This is a genomic window from Ignavibacteriales bacterium (assembly GCA_016709155.1).
In the GTDB taxonomy this organism is placed as follows: domain Bacteria; phylum Bacteroidota; class Ignavibacteria; order Ignavibacteriales; family Ignavibacteriaceae; genus JADJEI01.
In genome coordinates, this window is record JADJEI010000013.1 from 575,315 (window position 1) to 598,111 (window position 22,797).

Here is a 22,797-nt window from a genome sequence, read left to right on the forward strand (position 1 = left end):
TGAATTTTAAGTCAGTTAAAAATTTTTCGAAGGCGGAAATTGAATCAGAAATTAAAGTGTTCATAATAAATTTGGTTTATTCCTTTAATATTAAATTATTTCAAACTATTAGTCATCTGGAAAAATATGACAATAAAATTTAGCATATAATTTTGTTAATAACTTTCAGAAAATAATATCCTCCTCAATAGTTTCCAAAATTCTCAGATAACTATTGTATCTAATTTCAGAAATTTTTCCGGACTGCACCGCTTCTATAACTATACAACCGGGTTCGTGATTATGAGTGCAAGTGCTGAATCTGCATCCTGAAATCAATTCATTAAACTCTCTAAAATAGTGTCCCAAATCCTGTCTTTGTATTCCATAAGGATCAATCTCTCTGATCCCGGGCGTATCTATTATATAAGTATCCTTCTCAACTTTAACTAGAAAATTAGTAACTGTGGTGTGTTTACCTTTTTGATTAAAGGAACTGATTAAACCAACTTTCAAATTTAAAGATTGGTATAGTGAATTGAGGAGAGAAGATTTCCCAACTCCTGAGTGCCCCCACAATAAATTTATTTTACCATTTAATGATTGATGGAGTGATTCGAAACCATGTCTGCTTATAGTGGACGTTAAAAAAACATTATAGCCAATATCCTCATAGATTGTCTTCCATTTAAGAAAAGTTTTTGTGTCATCCAGATCTATTTTATTTATAATAATATTACATTTTATGGAAGAACTTTCGGAGGCAACAATAAACCTATCAACAACTTTACTATTGAAATCGGGATGTTTAATGCTGGTAACTATGAATAGCTGATCAATGTTGGCGGCTATAATTTGCTCCAGTCGTTCACCTCTATACGATGACCCTTTAATCTTTGGAGCTTTGCATGACAGATAATTTTTACGGGGAGCAATTTTAGTTATTACACCGGTTCCATCTTTATTCAAATCTATTTCAACCAGGTCGCCGGCGACAGCAATATCCGTATGATATTGTTTGTTTTTTTTTAAGTGAAAGTCATTTTTTATTTTACCTTTAAGACTGCACCGGATCAAATTGCTGCTGTCTTCAGGAAGGAAGTAATAATCTTTACTTTCAACTTTACAAATAATACCTTGAATAAATTCTCCATTAAAAATAAAAAAGCGTCACTAAATTAGGACGCTTTACAATTCTAATCAATCTAAAAAACTAAAAACGATACGTTGCGGTCATTACCATGTTATCGAGAGTAATTTCCTGAATCGTACGGGAAACATTGTCGCCGTAATTATCTCCAAAGTCATTCCACCAACCATGAGCATAACCAATATCAATTCCTAATGTTTCGGCGGCAAGAAAACCCAGACCCGCAGTAATATATTTTTTATCATAATCTGAGTTGTCATTTTTGAACGCTGAAGATTGAATGAAATAACCTGCTCTTAATCTTAATCCCAAATTAGGGATGGTGTACTCAATTCCAAGATTATAATTGATTACAGCTTCGAGTTTTTCTTTAATGCTTTTGTTTTGCTCGGAGATATATTGTTCCGTCAATCCGTTTGGATTATCAAATTTCATTTGTGTGTAGTCAATTAATGTTCCTTCGGCTGAAAAAATTATGCCCGCATATCCAGCCGAAAAACCTGCTGCAAATTCGAAAGGTGTAATGATGTCGTATTCAACCTTATCACTGTATTTTGTCGGGTCAAGTTCGATAATTTGTCCAGTTCCGAATTCGCTGCTTCCGTTTACAGTAAAATCTTCCTTTATAGAAAATGTTTTCGGAAATTGAATAGTTGCTCCAAACCGTGCAATATTATTTAGCTGATAAATTAATCCAAGCTTTGCATTCCAGCCAGCGAGCTCCCAGTTTAGCAATCTATTTAAATAAAAAGTTTTGAAATCAACCGTCTGAGCTTCGCCTGCGGCAGTAGTATCAAAATAGATATCTTTCGTATCATCTTCATAATAATCATTGTTTTGCTCGAATGCACCAGAAACAATATTTAGATTTAAACCAACATACAGATTTTGAACAAGCTCAACTGCGCCGGATAAAGTCCAGTAATCAACACTTCCGGAAGAAATAACAGTTCCGCTTTGATTCAAATCTCCGTGGATTGGAGAGACATTATTTTCATCCGTCAGATAAAGATCATAAGGGACATCTGTGCTTAATAAATTTGTTATCATTGAATTATCCGAACTATTGAATCCGTCAAATTGTAGAGCGCCGATTAACGAAGATGTAGTATGGTATGATAATCCGAAAACTAAACTGCCCCGCAAAGTTGGAAAGGGAAAAACGAAACTGAGTCTGTTGAGATTTGTTGAGCTGTTGGAGTATTCAGAATTGTTCCCGAAAAAAGTAGTATTGTTGTTAAAGTTTGAATAAGCTAATCCACCCGAAAACTCAAGTCGTTTTAGTAACCCAAACCCAGCCGGATTGAAAAATGAAGCTGAGCCATCGTCACTTAACCCAATGTAGCTATTGCCCATTCCTAAAGCACGCGCATTGGCGCCAAGTCCGGAGTAACCCAATCTTAGTGCATCATTAATATTTTGAGCAAATGATTGAATAGATGTTAAAAAAATAATAATAAGAATTAGAGTAAATAAATTGACAAATAATTTTTTCATCACTTTCGTTTTCCTTCAGAATTTCTGCTGCCGTTGTCATTCCGTATGCTGGTATCATTTCCGGAATTTTGTGATCTGTTGCTGGAATTTTCAGTTTGTGTGGTTGTTCCCGAATTTGTATTAGTATTGCTCCCAGAATTTGAATTTGATGGTTTTGAGGGTGGGGGAGTGTCAACAATTGGAGTTCTCCCGGTTTCTGTGTTTCTGCCGTTCCCTGAATTCCTTAATGATTCTATATCATCCGAATTATTTTGTATTTGTGTTGAATTATCCGGGGAATATCGGAGATCATACCACCATGGGTAGGAATAGTAATATCCATAGCCAAAAAGAAGTGGGTCGCCGTACCCGAATGAATTATTTAATTCTGTTACGTTTTCATAATCCGACTCAGACGGCATTTTGTCTTCTGGTGTCCAGAGCACAGTATAACAGCCTGAAATAGAAAGAGCGGTAAATAAAATTACTAATCTGTTAATAAAATGACGCGCATCCATTCAATCTACCTTGTATTCTTTCTTGTATTATTGCCGCTGCTGTTTCCCGATGTACGTGGAGGGGGTGAATACGTTCTTGTCGGGGGCGAATATGTTTTTGTTGGCGGCGAGTAATTTCTTGTCGGCGGATTATATGATTTAGTAGGAGGCGTATTATTCTTTGTTGGCGGTTTATAATTATTTTTTGGCGGATTATAATTTTTCGGAGATTGATAAGTCTTTTTTTCGGTGCCGTTTACTTTTGGAGGAATATTTCTGACATCATTTTTAATCTTAGGCGTTTGATTGCCCTTACTTCTATCAACTTCTTTTGTATCAGTATTGCCTTTTTTAATTAGCGGATCTCTATTGATAATATTTGGATTTTTTGAAATGGTTTTAGGTTCATTAGTTTTTACTTCATTAAAATCCTTTTTAATGGGGCTTTTAGTATTCGTTTGAGTTCTTATTGTTTTTTTAGTCTCATCAACACGTGCTGATTTTTTATTTGGAATAATATTACTTGTTCCCCTGCTGCTATTATTTGAACTGACGGTTAACACATCCCGATCTTTGTTATTATTTATCTTCGAGAAATCACCGTCTCTTGAAAGTGTATTTCGCGAGAGTGGATCGCGAGTGGTGTATGAGTTTCGGAGCCCGCTGGAGTTTCTAAGTGAAAATCTATTATTATCTCTGTATTTGTAATTTGAAGAATAATTCCCGTAATAGTGAGAATAGTTATTACCATAGGAATAATATGGATATCCATACCAATAATCATAATAATAATATGGATAAGGATAATAAACATATGGGGTGTAGCAGTACGGTGAGAAGAAAGGATCCCAACAATATGGATTGTAATAAGGGTAACCATAAGAAAATCCAATTGAAAATGATGGGTAATAATAACCATAGTATCTATGATAGGATGGATAATCTAAGTCGTAATCATTCTCAAAATATGATTCATCCTCGCCGGTATAATCACTAAGTGAATCTTCATTGGTGTAATAATCTTCAGAATAATTTGTGTCAGATTCTTCTGTATAGTAAATATCCTCATCAGTTGGCGGGCGAACCTGCTTCTGTGAGCCGTCATACATAGCAAACTGAGTATAGCATCCGCTAAAAATTGATCCGGCTGCCAGAAGAATTACTATCTTGTAAAAATTTAACTTAAACATCTCAAATCTCCTTTTAAATTCACTGTAACATCATCAAAATCCGAGCCTTATAAAAGTGAAAAATTTATTCCAATTATTTCTTAAATCATCAAATGTTAGTATGCTCTGTATATTTTTCTGAACCAATGCGTACACTATTTAATACAAGGATTAAAATATGCTTTTTATGTATTCAATTCTAAGAGAACGATCTGCAGTGCTCGGGCTCCATTTTTTATTATTTAAAAGATCCCGCAAATCCATACCTAAGGTAAAACCGTCGCCAACCGATAATCGAAATCCGACATTCAAATAACCGCTCCCATTGCCATATATTTGTGTAGTGTTATCATTGAATGCGAAATCATATTCTCCAATAACAGAAAACATAGAGCCAACGGTCTTTTCAAAACCTACTTGCAAGTTTGTGAAGTTATCGCCATCCAATGTTTCAAGAGAGTAATTGATTGTGCCATGTAAGCTGAGATATCCGAGGAAATCAAAATTTTTACTTGCTGCTCCAAAAAATCCAGGCGACTTAATTGCATATCGCTTGTCTTCATCGAAATAAATTCCCTTACCCTGCGAATCGAAACCCAAAGTTAAGGCTGGTAATGCAACCGATTCATCAATCAATCGTACTCTTAAATTTACAGATGGAATTTTGTACCAATCGGGGGAGCCAGCACCAATAATATTAGCCCCTCCATAGGAGATGCCAAAACTAACATTATCAAAAACTCCGACTTCGAGTATTCCGATGACAACTCCTGCAGGAAGAATATTTGTGGTAACTCCAACAAATCCTTTTTCCAAAATGCCTGCTGTCGGCATGTCAACCAAGTTTCTGTATTCGTATTTGGCTGTTTCGCCCGATGTGCCTTGCGCAATTAAACTGCTGCAAGCCACGCTAAGCAGTATCAAAGAAGTAATAATATTTTTCATAGTTCCTCGATGAAATCTTTTAATTTTTTCTGATTAAAAATAGTAATAAAAATTTACTTTGTTCGCTACTTAATTATTAAGCAAACGGAACTTGAATGGGAATTTCGATGATCGCAGGTAATAATGAATATTGACTTGTTGCACGAATTGTCACAATACCCGATTTGCTTAACGCTTTGATTTTGAGTTCACCTTTCGAAACATCTTTATAAATAATTTCTACCAAATCTTGTCCTTCTATTATTTCATACTCAGCTCTGATGGTTCTGAAGGTGATTTCATATCCCATGGCGTTTATCCCAACAGCTTTTATTTCTGCAGTTGAATTGCAAAATATTATCTGATTCGAAATTTGATATTTGATCTCATAAATAGAATAGACATAGTTGTAAAAGAACAAAGCACTTAGGATAATTAAAAATAAAACCAAATAATAAATGATACTTCTCCTATTCATTTTAAATTTTGAGAATGAAGAATAGTGTCTCTTAAACATTCAATAATTGCGGCAACTATTTCGTCGGGTACGCCGTCGAAATGTTTTGATTTAAGGCGCATGTCGCATTGGTCATTTACATAATCAATAACCACGTATCTGTCATTTTGTGTAAGAACAATTTCTGTAGAAAAGAAATCCAAACCGGTTAACACGGCAATTTTTTTTGTTATTTGTAAAAGTTTTTTATAAAGCTTCGTGTCAAAAAACTCGAATGGCAGATAGATGTGTGTTAAATCATCCCACCAGACAGGAATTGGTTTTCCAAAAGCAAAAAAGCAGCGAAACCATGCTCTCTTTTTATCAATTAATAACGGGTAAATTTTTTCTTGTAATAAATATTTATCGTTAGAATAAACTACTCGCTCTTCAAGAACTTCTTTTAAAGATTCAGCTCCGGTAACAACTCCGATACCACCGCCCGTGTTGTTGCATGGTTTGATTATAAATGGTCTTCCTAAAATTTTTAGTTCATCAACAGATAAATAAATATCTTCAATTTGACTATGGGGGGGAATTATAATTGAATGCGGGACGTGCAGCCCGGCGGTAATAAATTCAAGGTGCATGCTTGCCTTATCAATTGCATGTTGAACTTTTTTGTACGGATTGAATATCTTAATTTTTCTTCGCGTCAGGATTTTTGCAAGCTCCGAAAATCTTTCATCCACATCCGATGCACGATCGAGATAAAAATCAAAATTTATTTTTTTAGATTTTACATCGGCAGTTACATCTTTTATGTTGTAATCAGTCACTCTGTACGTTGTAATATTTGAAGCATGCAAAATCTCTTCAATAAGATTAACAAAGTCTTCGTCATATTCCCAAACGAATGCTATTCCAAGTATGTAATTAGACATTTCTTATTAAACTTTTTACAAAGATATTGTTTGCTATATTTGCAAACAAGGATTATAAAATCTGAACTATAAAAAATTTCTAATAAAATTCTTAATTGTAATATTGAAGCCTATTCTATTATCACAAAAAAATGTTTTAGCTGCTTTGGTTTTCATTTTAGCTTTGGTATTTGCTAATTGTTCAACCTCGCAAAAGTCAATAACTAAAAGTCACAGCACTGAGGCTGATTCGAATAATCACACAGATGAAAAGTTAAATTATCCCGATAAAAAACTTGCACTAAATTTATTCATCACCGGTGCAGCGGCTGAAGTGAAGGGGGATTATCCAACCGCAATTATAAATTATCAGCAGGCGTTAAACCGTGATTCGTCAGCAGGAATTTATTATGCACTTGGCAAAGCATATTATGTTACCCGAAAACTGGATCTTGCATTAATAAATTTATTAAACGCAATAAAAAAAGATCCCGAACAAAAGGATTTTAAAAATCTTTTAGTTGACGTTTATATCTCCGCAAATCAAAATGATTCTGCGGCAGCAATTTTAAATGAAATGATATTGAATGATTCAACAGACCCCGCCCCTTATTACAGACTTGCTGTGATTTATGAAGATTCCAAACCGCTTTCTGCAATTGAAATTTATAACAAGCTCACTGATTTGATCGGACCACAATGGAATGTGTTACTTCGGGTTTCAGAATTATATGTAAACCTTGAAAAATATGGTCTCGCTGCCGAATCAATCGAAAAGCTGCTCACAATTGATCCTTCAAATGTATCTATTCAAAAAATCCTTGCTGATTATTATCAACGCGATAAAAATTATCAGGCATCAGAAAGTATCCTTAATGATATTCTTGAATCCACCCCCAACGATCTTGAAGCAAGAGAGAAAAAAGCAATTTTATTAATTGAACAGAACAAATGGATCGAAGCAGGAGAACAATATCAATATATTTCGAACCAGCCCGATATTCCGCTTGATGCAAAGTTAAACATCGGAGCTAATTTTTTTGCTAAATCTCTCAAAGACACTTCATTAAATTCTTTTACCAAATCATTTTTTGAATCTATTGATAAAGATACATCTGACTGGCAGATAAAAATGTATCTCGGTGCAATCGCACTAAATGAAAAAAATGATTCTTCTGCAATTGATTATTTTAAGCAAACCACTGAACTGGCAAGCTGGAATTCGCAGGGATGGGTAAGACTCGGCGGGTTATATTATGACAATGCAAAATATTCAGAAGCTGAAAAAGTAATGAATGAAGCTATAGAAAATTTTCCACAGGATTATGCTGTGAATTTTATTCTTGGACTTTCACTTGCGCAAAACAATAAGCAGCAGGAAGCAAAAGTTTATCTCAAAAAATCTGTCGATCTAAATCCTCGCGATGTAAATACGCTCTCTGCATACGCATATACATTAAGTCAATTAAAAGAAAATGAAAGTGCAGTCGAATATCTTAATCGGGCAATAATTTTGGCTCCAACCGATGTTAATCTGCTTGGTACGCTTGGATTAATTTACAATTCGATGGGAAAGTTAACAGAGTCCGACAGCATTTACGAAAGGGCTTTGCAGATTGATTCCGCCAATGCTTTAGTCAATAATAATTATGCTTACTCACTTTCAGAACGAGATCTTCAGCTCGAGCGGGCATTGTCAATGGTGAAAATAGCAGTTGAAAAAGAACCGGAAAATTCATCTTATCTCGATACAATCGGGTGGGTGTATTTCAAACTTGGAAATTATGAAGAAGCAAAAAAATATCTCGAAAAAGGATTGACTGTCAGCGGCGACCGGGCAGTAATTCTTGATCATCTTGGCGATGTATTATTTAAATTAGGGCTAAAAGAGGAAGCTATCAGTAATTGGGAGAAGGCTCATTCTATTGATCCGAATAATGAAAATCTAAAAAAGAAAATTGAGAAAGGTGAACTTTGAGGTTAAGATTATTTTCACTTGTGGTTTTGTTTTTACTACCTTTAATAATAAATGGATGTGTGCCGTCCAAGCCCACCGAACAATTGGAAATCCTGCCTTCCGAAAGACTGATAAACAAACTTGAAGTAAACCGAAGAAGGATTAAAAATTTTGAAGGGTATGGCACGCTTTCAGTAAAGTCCCCTCAGTTTGATAACAGCGCTAATTTCAGGATCGTGATTGTTAAACCGGATTCTATTTATCTCACTATTTATGGACCATTTGGATTGGAGCTTGCTCAGTCAGTTGTTACGGGTGAGAATTTTATTTTTTACGATCAATTAAATAACTCGGCTTATAAAGGTAAGGTGGGTGATGATGTTCTAAAAGAGATTTTTAAAATCAATTTATCGTTCAGGCAATTGCTTGACGCTTTTGTTGGATCGGTTGATTTAACTCCAAAGCTTTACCGAAGTCCTGATAATTTTGAAGTAATTTATGACGAATACATGCTCACATATATTGATTCACTGACTAATAACAAAGACAAATACACGATTGATGTTCGAGAATTGGGTATCAAAAACTTTACGATCACTAATAAAGTAGATGAAGTATTACTCGATAGTAAGTATTCGAAATTTCAGATTGTTGAATCGGTAGCCGTTCCAAACCGGATCGAAATGATCAATTACAAAGATGATCAGTCAGTAACCATCGAGTACAAAACAATTTCAGTTAATAAGAAAAATTTATTTGTTGATTTTGTTCTGCCTTCAGACGCAAGTATAATTGAATGGTAAAATCTTTTTGTAAAATATTATTTATACTTCTAATTATTCCTTTCACCGAAATTCTTCTTCAGGAAGAACCTGAAATAAATATTAATCAAGCGAAATTAATAGAACTTCGTTCACAGATTCAATTACTCCAACAAGACCTCGAATCAAAATCCGCCAGCGAAAAGGAATCATATTCAACAATTGAAAATTTCAACAAGCAAAATTTAATTTTGAACAAACTTATCGGGGAATTGCGGTCGGAAGAAAAAAACAAGCAGCAGCAAATAGAAATGAGCCTTTCAAATATTGCTTCTGTCGAAAATGAAATAAAAAAAATTAAAGAAAATTATGCAGCATACATCGTTGCAACTTATAAACGTGGAAGTGTATCTGAATTAGAAAGTATTGTTGATGCATCATCTTTGCAGCAGTCCCTGCGTCGTTATGTGTATCTACAAAGATTTTCTGACAGCAGAAAAAATGATTTGAAAAAACTTGATGAGCACAAAACTGAATTAGTTAAGTTAAAATCCAATCTTGAAAATGAACAAAGAGAAAAGAATTTATTGGTGGAGCAAAAGTTGGGTGAGGAGCGTCAGCTTCTTTCAAAGCTAAACGATAAGAAAAAAGTTTTATCAAAGATAAAAAACAATAAAGTCTCGCTGCAAAAAGAAATTGAGGCGAAGAAGCAGGCAGAAATCCAGATTAAAAATATGATCGTGAGATTGATTGAAGAAAGTCAACGCAGAAAAAAGGAGGAGGATGAACGATTAGCCCGATTAAAACTCGAAAAAGAAAAATCAACCGTGGTCGAAAAGAAGGATGAGACTGTTATTGCCAATATTAAAAAAGAGAAAGGAAGCACAACAAAAACACTCCCCGAATTTGATATTGATTTAAACACGGAAAAATTTTCTTCCTTCGCTGCGATGAAAGGCAAACTAAGCTGGCCGATTTCAGGCGGAAAAATTTTTCGGAAGTTCGGTGAGAACAAAAATTCAAAACTGAATATTGTTACACTTAATTATGGAATAGATATTAAAGCATCGAAGGATCTAAACGTTAAAGCTGTTAGTGATGGAGTTGTTTCAATCATTGATTACATTCCCGGATTTGGCAGCGTATTAATTATCTCGCACAAAGATGAATACAGAACTGTTTACAGCCACTTGTCGCAAATATTTGTCAAGGAGGGTGACAAAATAAAAAGCGGACAATTAATTGCAACTGTCGGTGAAAGTTTAGATGGGACAATATTACATTTCGAAATCTGGAACGGCAGACAAAACATAAATCCTGAAGCCTGGCTTAAAAAATAAATTGCCTGAAAAATTTGAAACATATTTTTCAAATAAATGAACCCAACAAAGTTTTATTTAAAACTTTACTTCACTATCTCTTCTTCAAATTTCCAATTACATATTTCCATTAATCACGCTGCCTTATTTAGTTCGTGTGCTTGGGCCAGAAAAATACGGACTAATAAATTTTGCCGCAGCTTTCACCGGTTATTTTACGATCTTAACAGATTATGGATTTAACTTATCTGCTACACAGGAAATATCTATTAACAGAGATGACAAGCAAAAAGTATCGGAAATATTTTCGAGTGTGATAAGCATTAAAATATTGTTCTTTCTGCTTTCCTCATTAATATTTTTAATAGTTGTTTTTTTTATTCCACTCTTCAACGAAAATATGATTTTATTTTTTGTAACATTCCTTGGTGTTTTAGGAACGACAATGTTTCCATCCTGGCTTTATCAGGGGGTTGAAAGGATGAAGTATATTTTAACTATAAATTTATCTGTAAGAATTATAATAACCATTTTAATTTTTATTGTGATAAAATCTGAAAGCGATTATTTAAAATTGGCAGCGTTAAATACTATTGCTCAGTTTTCGATTGGTGTTGTTGGAATTCGATTAGCATTTAAAAAATTAAAGATTAAATATTTTTTCCCAATTCCCGAACTAATAAAAGCACAGCTAAAAAATGGATTGAGCCTATTCCTTTCTACAGTTTCGATAAATCTTTATACGACATCGAACATATTTATACTTGGTTTGTTCGCCCCGTTGAACGTGGTGGGTTATTTTTCTGCTGCAGATAAAATCAGAATGGCTTGTCAATCAATTCTTTCGCCGATGTCTCAAAGTGTTTTTCCATTTGTGAATAAATTGTTAAGTGAATCTTATGAACGGTTTATTAATTTTAATAAAAAATTGCTGAAAATTGCTTTCACAATAGGTGCATTTATTTCAATACTTTTATTTCATTTTGCCGAGCCGATTGTGAAAATTTTACTTGGACATGAATATCAATCTTCAATTTTAGTTTTAAAGATAATTGCATGGCTGCCATTGGTCATATTCTTAAGTAATGTCCTTGGTATACAAACAATGCTGCCTTTAAATAAGCAAAAAGCTTTGCGTTGATATTATTTTTTGCTGCAGTAATAAATCTAATTTTATCCTTTATTCTTGTCCCAAAATATTTTGAAATCGGGACTTCTATTTCTGTGCTATTTACAGAGATATTTGTTACTGTTCTATTTTTTGTTCTTATAAAGAAAAATAAAATTTTGGTTGTATGAAATACGATTACTTAATTGTTGGTGCCGGTTTTGCTGGTTCAGTTATGGCTGAGAGATTAGCCTCGCAGTTAAATAAAAAAGTCTTAGTTGTTGAAAAAAGAAATCATATTGCCGGTAATGCTTACGATGAATTTGATGAATACGGTATTTTAGTTCATCGTTATGGGCCACATATATTTCATACAAACAGCAAGGAAGTTTTTGATTATTTATCTCAATTCACCGAATGGATTCCATACGAGCATAAAGTATTAGCTAAGATTGGAAATGAACTTTATCCAATTCCAATTAACCGAATTACATTAAATAAACTTTACAATTTAAATCTTAAAACTGAAGAGGAAGTAAAAATCTATTTTGAAAGCGTAAGAGAAAAAAGATTTCCAATTCTAAACTCAGAGGATATAATTGTTAATCAAGTTGGAAAAGATTTATTCGAAAAGTTTTTTAAACATTACACAAAGAAACAATGGAATCTTGAACCTAAAGAACTTTCTCCTTCAGTGTGCGGCAGAATTCCGGTACGAACAAATGATGATTGCAGATACTTTACAGATAAGTACCAGTTTATGCCAAAAGACGGTTACACAAAAATGTTTGAAAAAATATTGAATCATAAAAACATAGAAGTAATTTTAAACACAGATTATAAAAGTATTTTAGAATCAGTCAAGTTTGATAAAATGATTTACACTGGACCAATTGATTATTTCTTTGATTATAAATTTGGAAAACTTCCTTACAGATCGATAAGATTTGAGTTTAGGAACTATGAAAGTGAGAAGTTACAAGAAGCTGCTGTTTATAATTATGTTGAACCGAATACTGATTACACAAGAGTAACAGAATACAAATATCTAACTGCTCAAAAATCTGAAAGTACAACAATCAGTTATGAATTTTCTGAAAAGGATGGAGAGCCATTTTATCCAGTTCCTACAGAAGAAAATAAGCGAAAGTATCATTTATATAAAGCCGAAACAGAAAAATTATCTAATGTGCATTTTTGTGGTCGGCTCGCAGAATACCAATATTATAATATGGATCAGGTGGTAGCACTATGTTCAAATTTAGAGAGCAAATTATAATGTGGCGGAGAAATAGGTTTTGAAGATAACAGCAGTAGTTGTTACATATAATCGGCTTGAGTTATTAAAACAGTGTATAGAATCAATTAGGAATCAAACACAAAAGCTTGATAAAATCATCGTTGTTAATAATGATAGTATTGATGGCACATTCGAGTGGCTAAATAGTCAGGAAGATATCACACATATTAATCAGAAAAATCTTGGAGGTGCGGGTGGATTTTATACAGGAATAAAAACTGCATATAATAATGGATTTGACTGGATATGGTGTATGGATGATGATGGTTTACCAGAAATCAACGCTTTAGAAAATCTTTTAGGTTCTCATCATATTGCACAAGTTAAAGGGACCAATTGTAGTCGATAAACTGAATCACCAAAGTTTGGCATTTCGAATCCCAATTGGAATTAATCCTAACACAAAAGAACAAATGTTTACTTGGTCACTTAAAGAAGTAGTAGAGAATTTTAAAGATGGTGTAATTTATAACTGGATTTCTATTTTCAATGGGGTTCTAATAAGTAAAAAAGTAATTGAAATGATAGGCTTTCCAAGGAAAGAGATGTGGATTTATGGAGATGAATTTGAGTATTTAAGAAGAATAAAAAATTGTAATCTGGAATACATCACAATTGTTGGTGCAATTCATTATCATCCGCGGTTTAAACTTGATACTAATATTGGATTTTTAATAAAGAAATAGTAACTAATTACATTCCAGATAAAAAGATATATTTTTTATTCAGGAATTTGGGTTATTTATCAATAGAGGATTATAGGTTTTTTAATATAAAATTTATAATAGCACAATTTTTCTCACAACTGACTTTACATAACTTTTCTCCGAAAAATGCTTTATTTTTCTTAAAAGCTTATATTGATGGTATATTTAATAGGGTATCAAAATCCTACACTAATTATTAACAAGCTATTTGAAATTTTATATTACCTCATCAAATAACGATAAATATTTCGCTATCCTCATGATTTTCTGATTAAATTAAAAGTTAATGATTTATGAAAATTTTATTTTTAGGAAGATATGAACAATCGGAAATCCTTAATGGACCAGAAAAAGTAGCAAAAAGAATTTTTACCGGACTTCAGGATAAAACTGAATCTGTATTTATTGAATATTTTTTTGATGGGTCGAAATATTCTATTTGGAAAAATTGTTCGGACTGGAAAACTTGGAATTCTCAGAGGGAAATAAAATTTTAAAAATGGGTTTGGTGAGAATTATATTATTCTTGGTAAAATTTAGACCTCAGTTGATTCATATTCTAACTTTTGAAAGATTTTCTATTGTTTGTTTTTTAGTGAACTGGATAATTAGAGCAAAAATTCTTTACACAGTTCATTCTGTGTTCTTATACGAAAATATAAGGTCACTTGTTAAAATTCATAAAGGATTAAAGTTAAAGAATCGCATCGCTGAATATATCCTATTCAAATTATCATATAAACTCATCTTTGTTTCCGAATATTGTTTTGAACTAGCAAAAGAATATTACAAAATTAATGAAAATAAGATAGAAATTATTAATAATGGTATTGACGAAGTTTTTTTTGACCCTGATCGAATTATGAATATTACCAAACCATTAAAAATAGTTTTTTTTAATGGAGTAAGATCAGGAATTGAAAGGAAAATAGACTTAATCATTGAAGTATTAAATAGATTTAAGAAATCTGAGATAGCATTATACATTATTGACGAAAATGACTTTTCTGTCGAATATGATACTAATTTTAGTATTAGTGTAATAAAACCAATGACAAATGTTGAGTTATCTGTTTTTTTTAAGGATAAGCACATATTACTAAAATCCCCAATTTATGATAGTTTTTCAATAATATGTCTTGAAGCTATGGCTTCAGGCCTAATTGTATTATTTCGAGTTGGTTGGTATGAAATTTTAATTAAGAATGAACAGAATGGAATTATTTACGATTATATAAATCCAAAAGCCTTAGAACAAAATTTTAAAAAAATTCTAAATAATGAACTCGATGTAGAAACAATTTCTAAAAATGCAAAGAAAATTTTTCTTAAATATTCATGGAAAGAAATAGCAAACAAATATTTTTTGTTGTATAGAGAAATTTTATTCGATAAAAATTAAGTTAAATTTTATCATGTCTAAAAATCCAGATGTATCTATAGTTATAATAAATTATAATTCTCAAGAATATTTAAAGAGATGTATTAACTCTATAAATATTCAGACAATAAACATCTTATTTGAAATTATAGTTTTAGATAATAATTCTTCTGATAATCTAGATTATTTAATTGAGGAAAATTTTCCCATAATTAAGTTAATTAAAAATCAATCAAATGTGGGTTTTGGAGCAGCAAATAATATTGGAATAAACTTAACCGATTCTAAATATATTTTTCTTCTTAACCCTGATACTGTTTTACTTAACGATGGGTTAAATACATTCTATAATTTTATGGAAAAGCAAGGAAATGAGTCTGTTTGGTGTGTTGGTGCACAGCTTTATGATGAATACAAACCCCATCAAAATCATATGGTCATTTCCCAAATCTATTTGATATCATTTCCGAACAATTTGGTATTAAAGGACTGTTGTTAAAAAATACCGAAACTGGGACAATCGATAAAACATAAGATTATAAATCAAAATAGAGAAGTTCCATATGTAATGGGTTGTAACATGTTCATTCGTAGAACCGTTTTGGAAGAGATTGGCTTGTTTGATGAAAGATTTTTTCTCAATTATGAAGAAACTGAATTAGCCTGGCGTGCATCAAAAGCTGACTATAAGTGCATGATTTTACCTGAAGCAAAAATTATTCATTACTCTGGAAAGTCATTTACTGATTTAAAGTTATTTAAGCCATTTATGGTATGGACAACTAATGTTTTCAAATTAACTCAAAGTAGAATAAAATTTTTCTGGTAAAACTATTTCACTTATTAGGAACATTTTTGAGGGTAGTCATCAAATTGGATAAATTTTATTGGTTTCACTTGAAAAAGATTTGGTCAATAAAATAATGATTTCAGTTATAACTACTAACTATAATTATTCAGAATATATTTCTGATGCTATTAACAGTATACTAAATCAGACCTTTAAGAATTTTGAGTACATAATTATAGACGACGGCTCAACAGATAACTCTGATTCTGTTATCCGAAAGTTTGATGATAGTCGAATAAGATTTTTTAAGATTAATCACGTTGGAAGATCTGCAGCTTTAAATTTTGCTATTAAGCAATCTAGTTACGAAATTATTGCTTTAATGGATGCTGATGATATATCGCATCCACAAAGAATTGAAAAAGAGATTGAAAAACTAAAGAACAAAAATCAAATAGTGTTTTGTGATGCTGCTTACTTTACAAACAATAAAATAGTTTATGTGAATACTAGTCCTAAAAACTTAACTGAACTTAAAGTCAAAATATTACTTCACGGTCATTTAAATAATTCTTCTGCTTTTTTTTACAAAAAATTTATTATAGAAAATTTAGGTTATAATGAAAAACTAGTTGCCTATGAAGATTACGATCTTTGGATGAGGCTTTTTTTAAAATGTGAGTTTATTGCTATAAATAGTCCTTTACATTTTGTAAGACTTCATAATCAATCTCTGACTACTTCAAATCAAAGCCAAAAAAAATTAGTTCTATATTCTATTCAAGAGAACTATTTTGATCAAATTAATTCTTTGTTAGAAATCAGTGAAAAAGATAAGATAAAATTAAAAGCGTGGCGTGAATTCTTTTATGGAGATAAAGATAAATCAAGGAAATACTGGAGATCACTAAATTTTCTAGATATTGACCATAAAATTGTCATTGCTTATATACTTAGTTATTTATCTGGAAATTTGATTTCAATTTTTAAAAATAACAGACTAAGATTAAAACTAGAATTTTTATTTAGGAAAAGATTCGATTTAAAAAATATACAGCATGAATTTGAGAGTGTTTATAAAAATCTTAATCATAATTGAAAACTAGTGAAAAACATAATAGAAAAATTAATCTCTTCCGACTATGAAGTAATTAAACTAGTCAAAATTCTATTAAAAATAGAGAAAAACTTTACTTACCTACCTAAATCAGCATTGTTTTAATGTCTATTTAAATGATAAACTTTATAAAAATCTATTGGATGAAAAATATATTGTTTATGCCGATGGTATCGGTATGAACTTGGTAAATAGATTTATATTTAATAAAAAGGCTAAACAATTTAATGCTTCTGATTTGAATGATGAATTAATATCCTTTTTTATAAAGAATGAAATACGATTTTATTTACTTGGGGGTAATTTTAATCAAAGGAATTGGTAACTAAGTTTAATTGTTCTGAAAGTTTTGTCGGTTATAATAACGGTTTTTCTTGATACTGAATTTGAAAATGTCATTGAAAAAATTAGAACAGCTAAACCCGATGTTATAATTATTGGTATGGGAGTTCCGAAACAAGAAATTGTTGCAGAGAAGTTGTCAAGATCAATTAACGCTTCGTTATTTCTATGTGTTGGTAATTTTTTTGAATTTTATTTCGGAACTGCTAAAAGAATTCCAGTTCGTTTTCGCAATAAAGGAATTGAGTGGATATACAGGCTTTTTCATGAACCCAAACGCCTTTGGAAAAGATACCTGATTGGAATTCCCCTATTTATTTTAAGAGTAATTAGATTTAAATTGACATTAAATAAATTCGGATAATTGTAATGAAAACCTTTTTATATTTTTATACAGCTTGTATTGTTTTTCTATCCTTTAATATCTTTGCTCAGAATAAGTTAAATGTTTTAGCGAACGGTTTTGAAATAAATTTGAACTTTGTTGAACCGGCTCATAAGGATAAACAATCAGGCTTCGTTGCTTTAAGATATTACTATGACTTTACAGACGCTTCTCAGACGAGAAAGTTTAAACTTCCTTCCCAAACATTTTAATTGTTATTCCACCTGACTCAAAACCGAAATAAAAATTACAGATCAGCAATATGAAATATTTAAATCAGTTATTCCTTCGCTTCAGCCAAAAGTAAAAATCACTAAATGATTCAACACTTGGTTATGAAGAGGTCAGCTTTTCAAATGCTGTCATCGAACCTCCGAAAATTTCTCAACTCGAAATTATCGGTTACGGCTGGTACCGTGATTATTACTGTGTGCAGATTAAAATTTATTCGCACTCATTCGATATTTCCTCTAATCAAATTAGTAGAATTAAAAGTCTGAGGTTGAGTGTTTTACTTGGAAGTGATTACCCGATTTCTTTAGATAAAAATATTAATTCTCCTCAGGATATAAACCGTGATATTTTTAAGAGAGCTTTTCTAAATTATGAAATCGCTGATAAATTTAAATCGGCTCATAAATTTTCACCAAATGATGCTACAGGTGATTGGATAAATTATTCGGCAGAATATCTAAAAATTGGAACTGCTTGATGGACTATTCAGAATTAGTAAATCAGATTTAAGAATCCAATGGTATTAGCACATCTTCTATAATCCAAAGTCTTTCAGATTAATTGAATCAGGTAACGAAATTCCTATTACCGTTTTTGGTGAAGACGATAATGTGTTTGATGATGAAGATTATATCCAATTTTATGGTACAATGAATTATTCAGATTCTTCTTATCGAATTATTAATTCGCCCGCTGCTGATTATCATGAATATCTGAATAGATATACAGACACTACATTTTACTTCTTGACATGGGGATTTGAAGATGGACTTAGAATACCAATTCAAAATTCCTTTACTGCCGGATTAACAGATACTCTTGATTACTACAATTATTTTGAACACACAGAAAGCAACAAAGTATTATTCTCTGCAGATGTGGATGAATTTAGAAACCAAACTCTGGCTGGCTGAAAAATAAAGCCTGGTATTATCATCAAACTGAATGGCTTTACAGCAATACTTCGAGTAATTATAATTTCGATGTAGTTGATGCCGTCCCAAATAAAAATGCTAAATTTTATTATAAAGCTGTTAGCGGCGGTTCTGAAATTGTGGAAGACGCTCAACAAGTAATATTGAAAGTAAATAGTGTACTTTTAGATTCGCAGTCGGTTGATAGAAATCAACAGGTTATTTTAAGCGGCTCATTAAACACAAACTCCTTTCAGACCAATCCCAATGTATTAAATGTAAAAAATTATTTGAATGGTACCACTGTAAATTTTCTCGCCGTTGATTGGTACGACGTTGAATACCCGCACTTTAAAACTAAATGATGATCAGTTATTATTTGCATTATCAGACGATGTAATTACAGGTTTAAAGTTGAAAATTCAGAATGCTTTGTCCAGTAATTTCGAGATTTATAAAGTAAAACCATTTCTTAAAAAGATGGAAAACTATCAGCTCATTTCTAATCAAATACTATTTACAGATACGGTTCACAGTGGCGATAAATACATTATTGTTTCAACATCTAAAACGAGCAAACCGGTTTTCTATTATAAAAAGCAATTTGTTAACTTAAGGTCTGTCAATACCCAAGCAGACTATATTGCCATTACCAATCAAAAGTTTCTGCAGAGCGCCCCAAATTATGTAAATGAAATTTCTGTTTTGTATGACCTTTCAACGAATTTATTTTTTGTTCTGGATATATTTGATGAGTTTGGATTCGGATACCCTACCCCTGAATCAATTAGATCATTTCTGATAGATACTTATGAAAGACGAATAGAACCTAAACCAGCCTATTTAACTTTAATCGGCGATGCTGACTATGATTATAAACTATATCGGTTTAAATCTGATGGAGTTGTTGGTGGGGGAAATTATGTCCCTTCATTTGGCAGCCCTGTAAGCGATAACTGGTTTGTAATTTGGGATGATCAAATTTTTCCTCTGCCGCAATTGAAAGTTGGCAGAATACCGGTTAACACCAATGAAGAACTTGATTACTATTTGACTAAAGTTCAAAATAATTTCAATTCAAAGTTTGACGAGTGGAACAAGCATTATTTATTCTTTTCCGGCGGAAGGTCCGATTTTCGGATGAGATTGCTCAACTAAAAATACGAATGATCAAGTCATTAATAATTATGTTCAACCGCCTCCGCTTTCCGGATCGTTCACTCATTTTTACAAAACAACAAATCCACAGAGTGATTTCGGACCATATACTCCTGAACAATTTGCAAATGCAATTGATCAGGGAGGTGTTTTTATTTCGTACTTAGGGCACAGCGGTACTGCAACATGGGATAACAGCATAAATGAAACAATTCAATTGAAAAATAATGTTGATAGAACTCCGCTGATCACAGATTTTGGATGCTCAACCAATAAGTTTGCCGAGCCGGATATTATAGCTTTTGGGGAAAGGTTTTGTCTTCTTACAAATGATGGACAGGCAATCGGTTATGTTGGGAATTCATCACTTGGTTTTACTTCTACTTCTTATCAGTTCCAATATTTTTTTATGAAAATATTTTGTCTTCGGTGAACAATGAGGTTGGAGATGCCCATCTGTCTTCCAAATTAAAAATGTTTGAGGAAATTGGAACTTCAACAGTTTATAAAATTTTTGCATCAACAAATTGTCTTATTGGTGATCCGACCATTAAAATAAAAATTCCGGCTCAGCCAAATTTAAAAATTTCCAATTCAGATGTGTTGTTGACAAACCAATTTGTTAATGACTATAGTGATTCCACATTAATCAATATTATCATGAATAATTTTGGAACTGAAGATACATTGGGTTTTAATTATTCGATTCAACATTTTGCATTAGGTAATTTAGTTGAGGAATTTAGCGGACAAAAAGTGCTGCCCCCCTTTCAAGACACTTTAAACATCTGGGTGAAAACAAAAAATTTAGCGGGTCAGCATTCCTTAATCATAAACCTGGATTCTTCAAATGAAATCGAAGAAATTTATGAAGATGATAATTCAGTAAGTTTTAATTTTTATATCTACTCCTCTGCTTTGAGGGATTTGCTCAAACATAGAATTGAAAACCCGGCTATCACCTCTTTGCAGATTCTGAATCCTTCAGCTTTTGAGGCTGCTAATTTTAATATTCAATACCAGATTTCTGAATTTGAGGATTTCCAGACCAATCAGGAATTTACTATCCCTGCAGATTCCTTTTTAACCAAAATAGATTTATCACAATTACTTCAGAATAAAAGATATTTTATCCGTTACAAATTAGATGATCCAAATTCTGTTTATTCGAATACGGTTTCTTTTTTCAATTCCGGCGATAACGATTTTTTATTGATAGACTCTGTTTCGTTTAATAATCAATCTTTGAATGATTTAACTTTTTCTAATTCAAAATTGAGCATCGCTCCAGGTCTGGATAATATATCAGTTACCTCAGCCGGGTTTGAAGCGGGTGCAACTTTTTTTCGCGGTTCCTGGGCGCTAATTGGGAAAAAAGGCGCCACCCCCGGGAATGTTTTGGAAGTTTTACGCGGCAGATACGATGGTTTGATTTTTATAGACTCTAATTTTGTCGTTCAGCGAACGAATGGAACATTTGAGACCGCAGAACTCGGTCCTTCAACCAGTTGGCAAAATGTTTTTGTTGATCAAAATATTCCAGGTGGAAATATAGTTTATTCTGTTTTTGGTATTGATAGTACAGGAACTTCGGATTCACTTGCGGTATTAAATCTAAGCAGCGGTTCAGCGGATTTAAGTTTTATTAATTCAAAAACTTATCCCAAAATAAAAATCAAATCAAGTTTACCGGCACAACCGAGGGCGTTTCACCAGAGATTAATTCACTCGGAATTAACTATTCAGGTTTGCCGGAATTGGGAACAAACTTTCAAGTTGTTTCCCTTGTCGAAGATAGTATTCTCGCAGGTGGTGCAGCAGAATTAAATTTTTGGATTTACAATCCGGCGATGCTGATGCGGAAAACTTTAATGTGAAAGTTGAATTAATAAATGAAGATAATTCCATTACAGTAATTCAAAACGAATTAATTAGCACTCTGCCTGCTAATAGCAGAAAGAAGTTTAATGTGATTTATCAAACAGCCGCAACCGACACACAAAAAAGTTTTGTAATTACTATTGATCCGGATAAGAAAGTTGAAGAATATTTTGAGGACAATAATTTCTTCGCTAAGACTCTTTATTTTAAAAATGATATTGTTCCTCCAGATATTTATATAACATTTGATGATACGGAAGTGATAAATGGCGACTTTGTTTCGAGTGAACCTAAAATTAAAATTGCTTTAAGCGACGATTCACCGCTGCCGATAACCGATACAACTTCTCCAAAAATTTATTTAAATAAATCCCTATTTATTATGGCGGCAATTCTTCAGTTCTTACTCACTACAAACTCCTCCAATCCAAAATTTGTAGCCGAATACAATCCAACATTAAGTGATGGTGAATATTTACTGCGCATAGCTGCAAAAGATTTAAATGGTAATTTTTCCGACTCAGCTTCAAGCGAAATTCGTTTCATCGTTTCTTCCGAAGCGAAACTTTTATACGTTTATAATTACCCTAACCCTTTTGCGGATGAAACTTTTTTTACTTTCAAGCTGACACAAATACCGGATGAGTTTAAAATTAAAATATTTACTGTTGCCGGCAGACTGGTTAAAGAATTTTCCAAAGCCCCTTCCGAGCTTAACTATGACTTTAATCGCATCTATTGGGATGGTCGTGATAAGGATGGTGATTTAATTGCCAATGGAGTTTATTTTTACAAAGTTATTATGAAAAAAGATCAAAAGATTGAAACAACTACACAAAAATTAGCTTTGGTTCGTTAATTAAACATTCAATAACAAATAGAAAAAAAT

General features: G+C 32.3%; 29 protein-coding genes. 22 read left to right on the plus strand and 7 right to left on the minus strand.

What is annotated here, in order from left to right; genetic code table 11:
• Positions 1-165: 165 nt before the first annotated feature.
• From rsgA to IPH11_15945, 7 genes are all read right to left on the minus strand, one after another.
• Positions 166-1,053: a ribosome small subunit-dependent GTPase A gene (rsgA, locus tag IPH11_15915; GenBank protein ID MBK6915069.1), complete on the minus strand. Its 888-nt coding sequence runs from the start codon at positions 1,051-1,053 to the stop codon at positions 166-168.
• Between the two features lie 139 nt (positions 1,054-1,192).
• The gene (locus tag IPH11_15920; protein MBK6915070.1) at positions 1,193-2,626 is read right to left on the minus strand and encodes a hypothetical protein; all 1,434 of its coding nucleotides are present in this window, start codon (positions 2,624-2,626) and stop codon (positions 1,193-1,195) included.
• A complete protein-coding gene (locus IPH11_15925) occupies positions 2,626-3,123 on the minus strand; it encodes a hypothetical protein (GenBank protein ID MBK6915071.1) in 498 nt (165 codons plus the stop codon). Before IPH11_15925 ends, IPH11_15920 begins: the two co-directional genes overlap by 1 nt.
• A 5-nt stretch (positions 3,124-3,128) precedes the next feature.
• A complete protein-coding gene (locus IPH11_15930) occupies positions 3,129-4,292 on the minus strand; it encodes a hypothetical protein (protein ID MBK6915072.1) in 1,164 nt (387 codons plus the stop codon).
• Positions 4,293-4,442: 150 nt separating this feature from the next.
• Positions 4,443-5,216: a YjbH domain-containing protein gene (locus tag IPH11_15935; GenBank protein ID MBK6915073.1), complete on the minus strand. Its 774-nt coding sequence runs from the start codon at positions 5,214-5,216 to the stop codon at positions 4,443-4,445.
• 76 nt (positions 5,217-5,292) lie between these two features.
• Positions 5,293-5,673, minus strand: a complete 381-nt coding sequence (locus tag IPH11_15940; GenBank protein MBK6915074.1) for a hypothetical protein — start codon at positions 5,671-5,673, stop codon at positions 5,293-5,295.
• Positions 5,670-6,575, minus strand: coding sequence for a hypothetical protein (locus IPH11_15945; protein MBK6915075.1), 906 nt, complete (start codon positions 6,573-6,575; stop codon positions 5,670-5,672). Before IPH11_15945 ends, IPH11_15940 begins: the two co-directional genes overlap by 4 nt.
• Before the next feature lie 103 nt (positions 6,576-6,678).
• Here IPH11_15945 and IPH11_15950 point away from each other — a divergent pair, with 103 nt between their 5' ends.
• The 22 genes from IPH11_15950 to IPH11_16055 all read left to right on the plus strand — a co-directional run bounded on the left by IPH11_15950 (position 6,679) and on the right by IPH11_16055 (position 22,767).
• Complete coding sequence (locus IPH11_15950) at positions 6,679-8,532, plus strand: tetratricopeptide repeat protein (GenBank protein MBK6915076.1); 1,854 nt, start codon at positions 6,679-6,681, stop codon at positions 8,530-8,532.
• The gene (locus IPH11_15955; GenBank protein ID MBK6915077.1) at positions 8,529-9,314 is read left to right on the plus strand and encodes a DUF4292 domain-containing protein; all 786 of its coding nucleotides are present in this window, start codon (positions 8,529-8,531) and stop codon (positions 9,312-9,314) included. The genes IPH11_15950 and IPH11_15955 overlap by 4 nt, the downstream gene beginning before the upstream one ends.
• Complete coding sequence (locus tag IPH11_15960; GenBank protein MBK6915078.1) at positions 9,308-10,612, plus strand: peptidoglycan DD-metalloendopeptidase family protein; 1,305 nt, start codon at positions 9,308-9,310, stop codon at positions 10,610-10,612. The genes IPH11_15955 and IPH11_15960 overlap by 7 nt, the downstream gene beginning before the upstream one ends.
• Before the next feature lie 136 nt (positions 10,613-10,748).
• On the plus strand, positions 10,749-11,732 hold the full coding sequence (locus IPH11_15965) for a flippase (GenBank protein MBK6915079.1): 984 nt from the start codon (positions 10,749-10,751) through the stop codon (positions 11,730-11,732).
• Between the two features lie 154 nt (positions 11,733-11,886).
• Positions 11,887-12,978, plus strand: coding sequence for a UDP-galactopyranose mutase (gene glf, locus IPH11_15970; protein ID MBK6915080.1), 1,092 nt, complete (start codon positions 11,887-11,889; stop codon positions 12,976-12,978).
• A 19-nt stretch (positions 12,979-12,997) separates the two neighbouring features.
• Positions 12,998-13,348 carry a glycosyltransferase gene (locus tag IPH11_15975; GenBank protein MBK6915081.1) on the plus strand — a complete coding sequence of 117 codons (351 nt, stop codon included), beginning with the start codon at positions 12,998-13,000 and terminating at the stop codon, positions 13,346-13,348.
• Positions 13,349-13,364: 16 nt separating this feature from the next.
• The gene (locus tag IPH11_15980) at positions 13,365-13,685 is read left to right on the plus strand and encodes a hypothetical protein (GenBank protein MBK6915082.1); all 321 of its coding nucleotides are present in this window, start codon (positions 13,365-13,367) and stop codon (positions 13,683-13,685) included.
• A gap of 314 nt (positions 13,686-13,999) precedes the next feature.
• A complete protein-coding gene (locus IPH11_15985) occupies positions 14,000-14,203 on the plus strand; it encodes a hypothetical protein (protein MBK6915083.1) in 204 nt (67 codons plus the stop codon).
• Between the two features lie 11 nt (positions 14,204-14,214).
• Positions 14,215-15,108: a glycosyltransferase family 4 protein gene (locus IPH11_15990; protein ID MBK6915084.1), complete on the plus strand. Its 894-nt coding sequence runs from the start codon at positions 14,215-14,217 to the stop codon at positions 15,106-15,108.
• A gap of 13 nt (positions 15,109-15,121) precedes the next feature.
• Complete coding sequence (locus IPH11_15995) at positions 15,122-15,586, plus strand: glycosyltransferase (protein MBK6915085.1); 465 nt, start codon at positions 15,122-15,124, stop codon at positions 15,584-15,586.
• Positions 15,587-15,667: 81 nt separating this feature from the next.
• Positions 15,668-15,916, plus strand: coding sequence for a hypothetical protein (locus IPH11_16000; protein ID MBK6915086.1), 249 nt, complete (start codon positions 15,668-15,670; stop codon positions 15,914-15,916).
• A 58-nt stretch (positions 15,917-15,974) separates the two neighbouring features.
• Positions 15,975-16,976, plus strand: coding sequence for a glycosyltransferase (locus tag IPH11_16005; GenBank protein MBK6915087.1), 1,002 nt, complete (start codon positions 15,975-15,977; stop codon positions 16,974-16,976).
• Positions 16,977-17,133: 157 nt separating this feature from the next.
• Positions 17,134-17,319: a hypothetical protein gene (locus IPH11_16010; protein MBK6915088.1), complete on the plus strand. Its 186-nt coding sequence runs from the start codon at positions 17,134-17,136 to the stop codon at positions 17,317-17,319.
• 24 nt (positions 17,320-17,343) lie between these two features.
• Entirely contained in the window at positions 17,344-17,700 is a 357-nt protein-coding gene (locus tag IPH11_16015; protein MBK6915089.1) for a WecB/TagA/CpsF family glycosyltransferase, read from the plus strand.
• A gap of 5 nt (positions 17,701-17,705) precedes the next feature.
• Positions 17,706-17,933 carry a hypothetical protein gene (locus IPH11_16020; protein ID MBK6915090.1) on the plus strand — a complete coding sequence of 76 codons (228 nt, stop codon included), beginning with the start codon at positions 17,706-17,708 and terminating at the stop codon, positions 17,931-17,933.
• Between the two features lie 218 nt (positions 17,934-18,151).
• Positions 18,152-18,433: a hypothetical protein gene (locus IPH11_16025; protein ID MBK6915091.1), complete on the plus strand. Its 282-nt coding sequence runs from the start codon at positions 18,152-18,154 to the stop codon at positions 18,431-18,433.
• 133 nt (positions 18,434-18,566) lie between these two features.
• Positions 18,567-18,869: a hypothetical protein gene (locus tag IPH11_16030; protein MBK6915092.1), complete on the plus strand. Its 303-nt coding sequence runs from the start codon at positions 18,567-18,569 to the stop codon at positions 18,867-18,869.
• A gap of 140 nt (positions 18,870-19,009) precedes the next feature.
• Complete coding sequence (locus tag IPH11_16035; GenBank protein ID MBK6915093.1) at positions 19,010-19,234, plus strand: hypothetical protein; 225 nt, start codon at positions 19,010-19,012, stop codon at positions 19,232-19,234.
• The gene (locus IPH11_16040; GenBank protein ID MBK6915094.1) at positions 19,206-20,027 is read left to right on the plus strand and encodes a hypothetical protein; all 822 of its coding nucleotides are present in this window, start codon (positions 19,206-19,208) and stop codon (positions 20,025-20,027) included. The genes IPH11_16035 and IPH11_16040 overlap by 29 nt, the downstream gene beginning before the upstream one ends.
• Before the next feature lie 19 nt (positions 20,028-20,046).
• Positions 20,047-20,460 (plus strand): hypothetical protein, encoded by a 414-nt coding sequence (locus IPH11_16045; protein MBK6915095.1) that lies wholly within the window; start codon positions 20,047-20,049, stop codon positions 20,458-20,460.
• Positions 20,461-20,501: 41 nt separating this feature from the next.
• On the plus strand, positions 20,502-21,854 hold the full coding sequence (locus IPH11_16050) for a hypothetical protein (protein MBK6915096.1): 1,353 nt from the start codon (positions 20,502-20,504) through the stop codon (positions 21,852-21,854).
• A gap of 4 nt (positions 21,855-21,858) precedes the next feature.
• Complete coding sequence (locus IPH11_16055) at positions 21,859-22,767, plus strand: T9SS type A sorting domain-containing protein (protein ID MBK6915097.1); 909 nt, start codon at positions 21,859-21,861, stop codon at positions 22,765-22,767.
• Positions 22,768-22,797 lie beyond the last annotated feature (30 nt).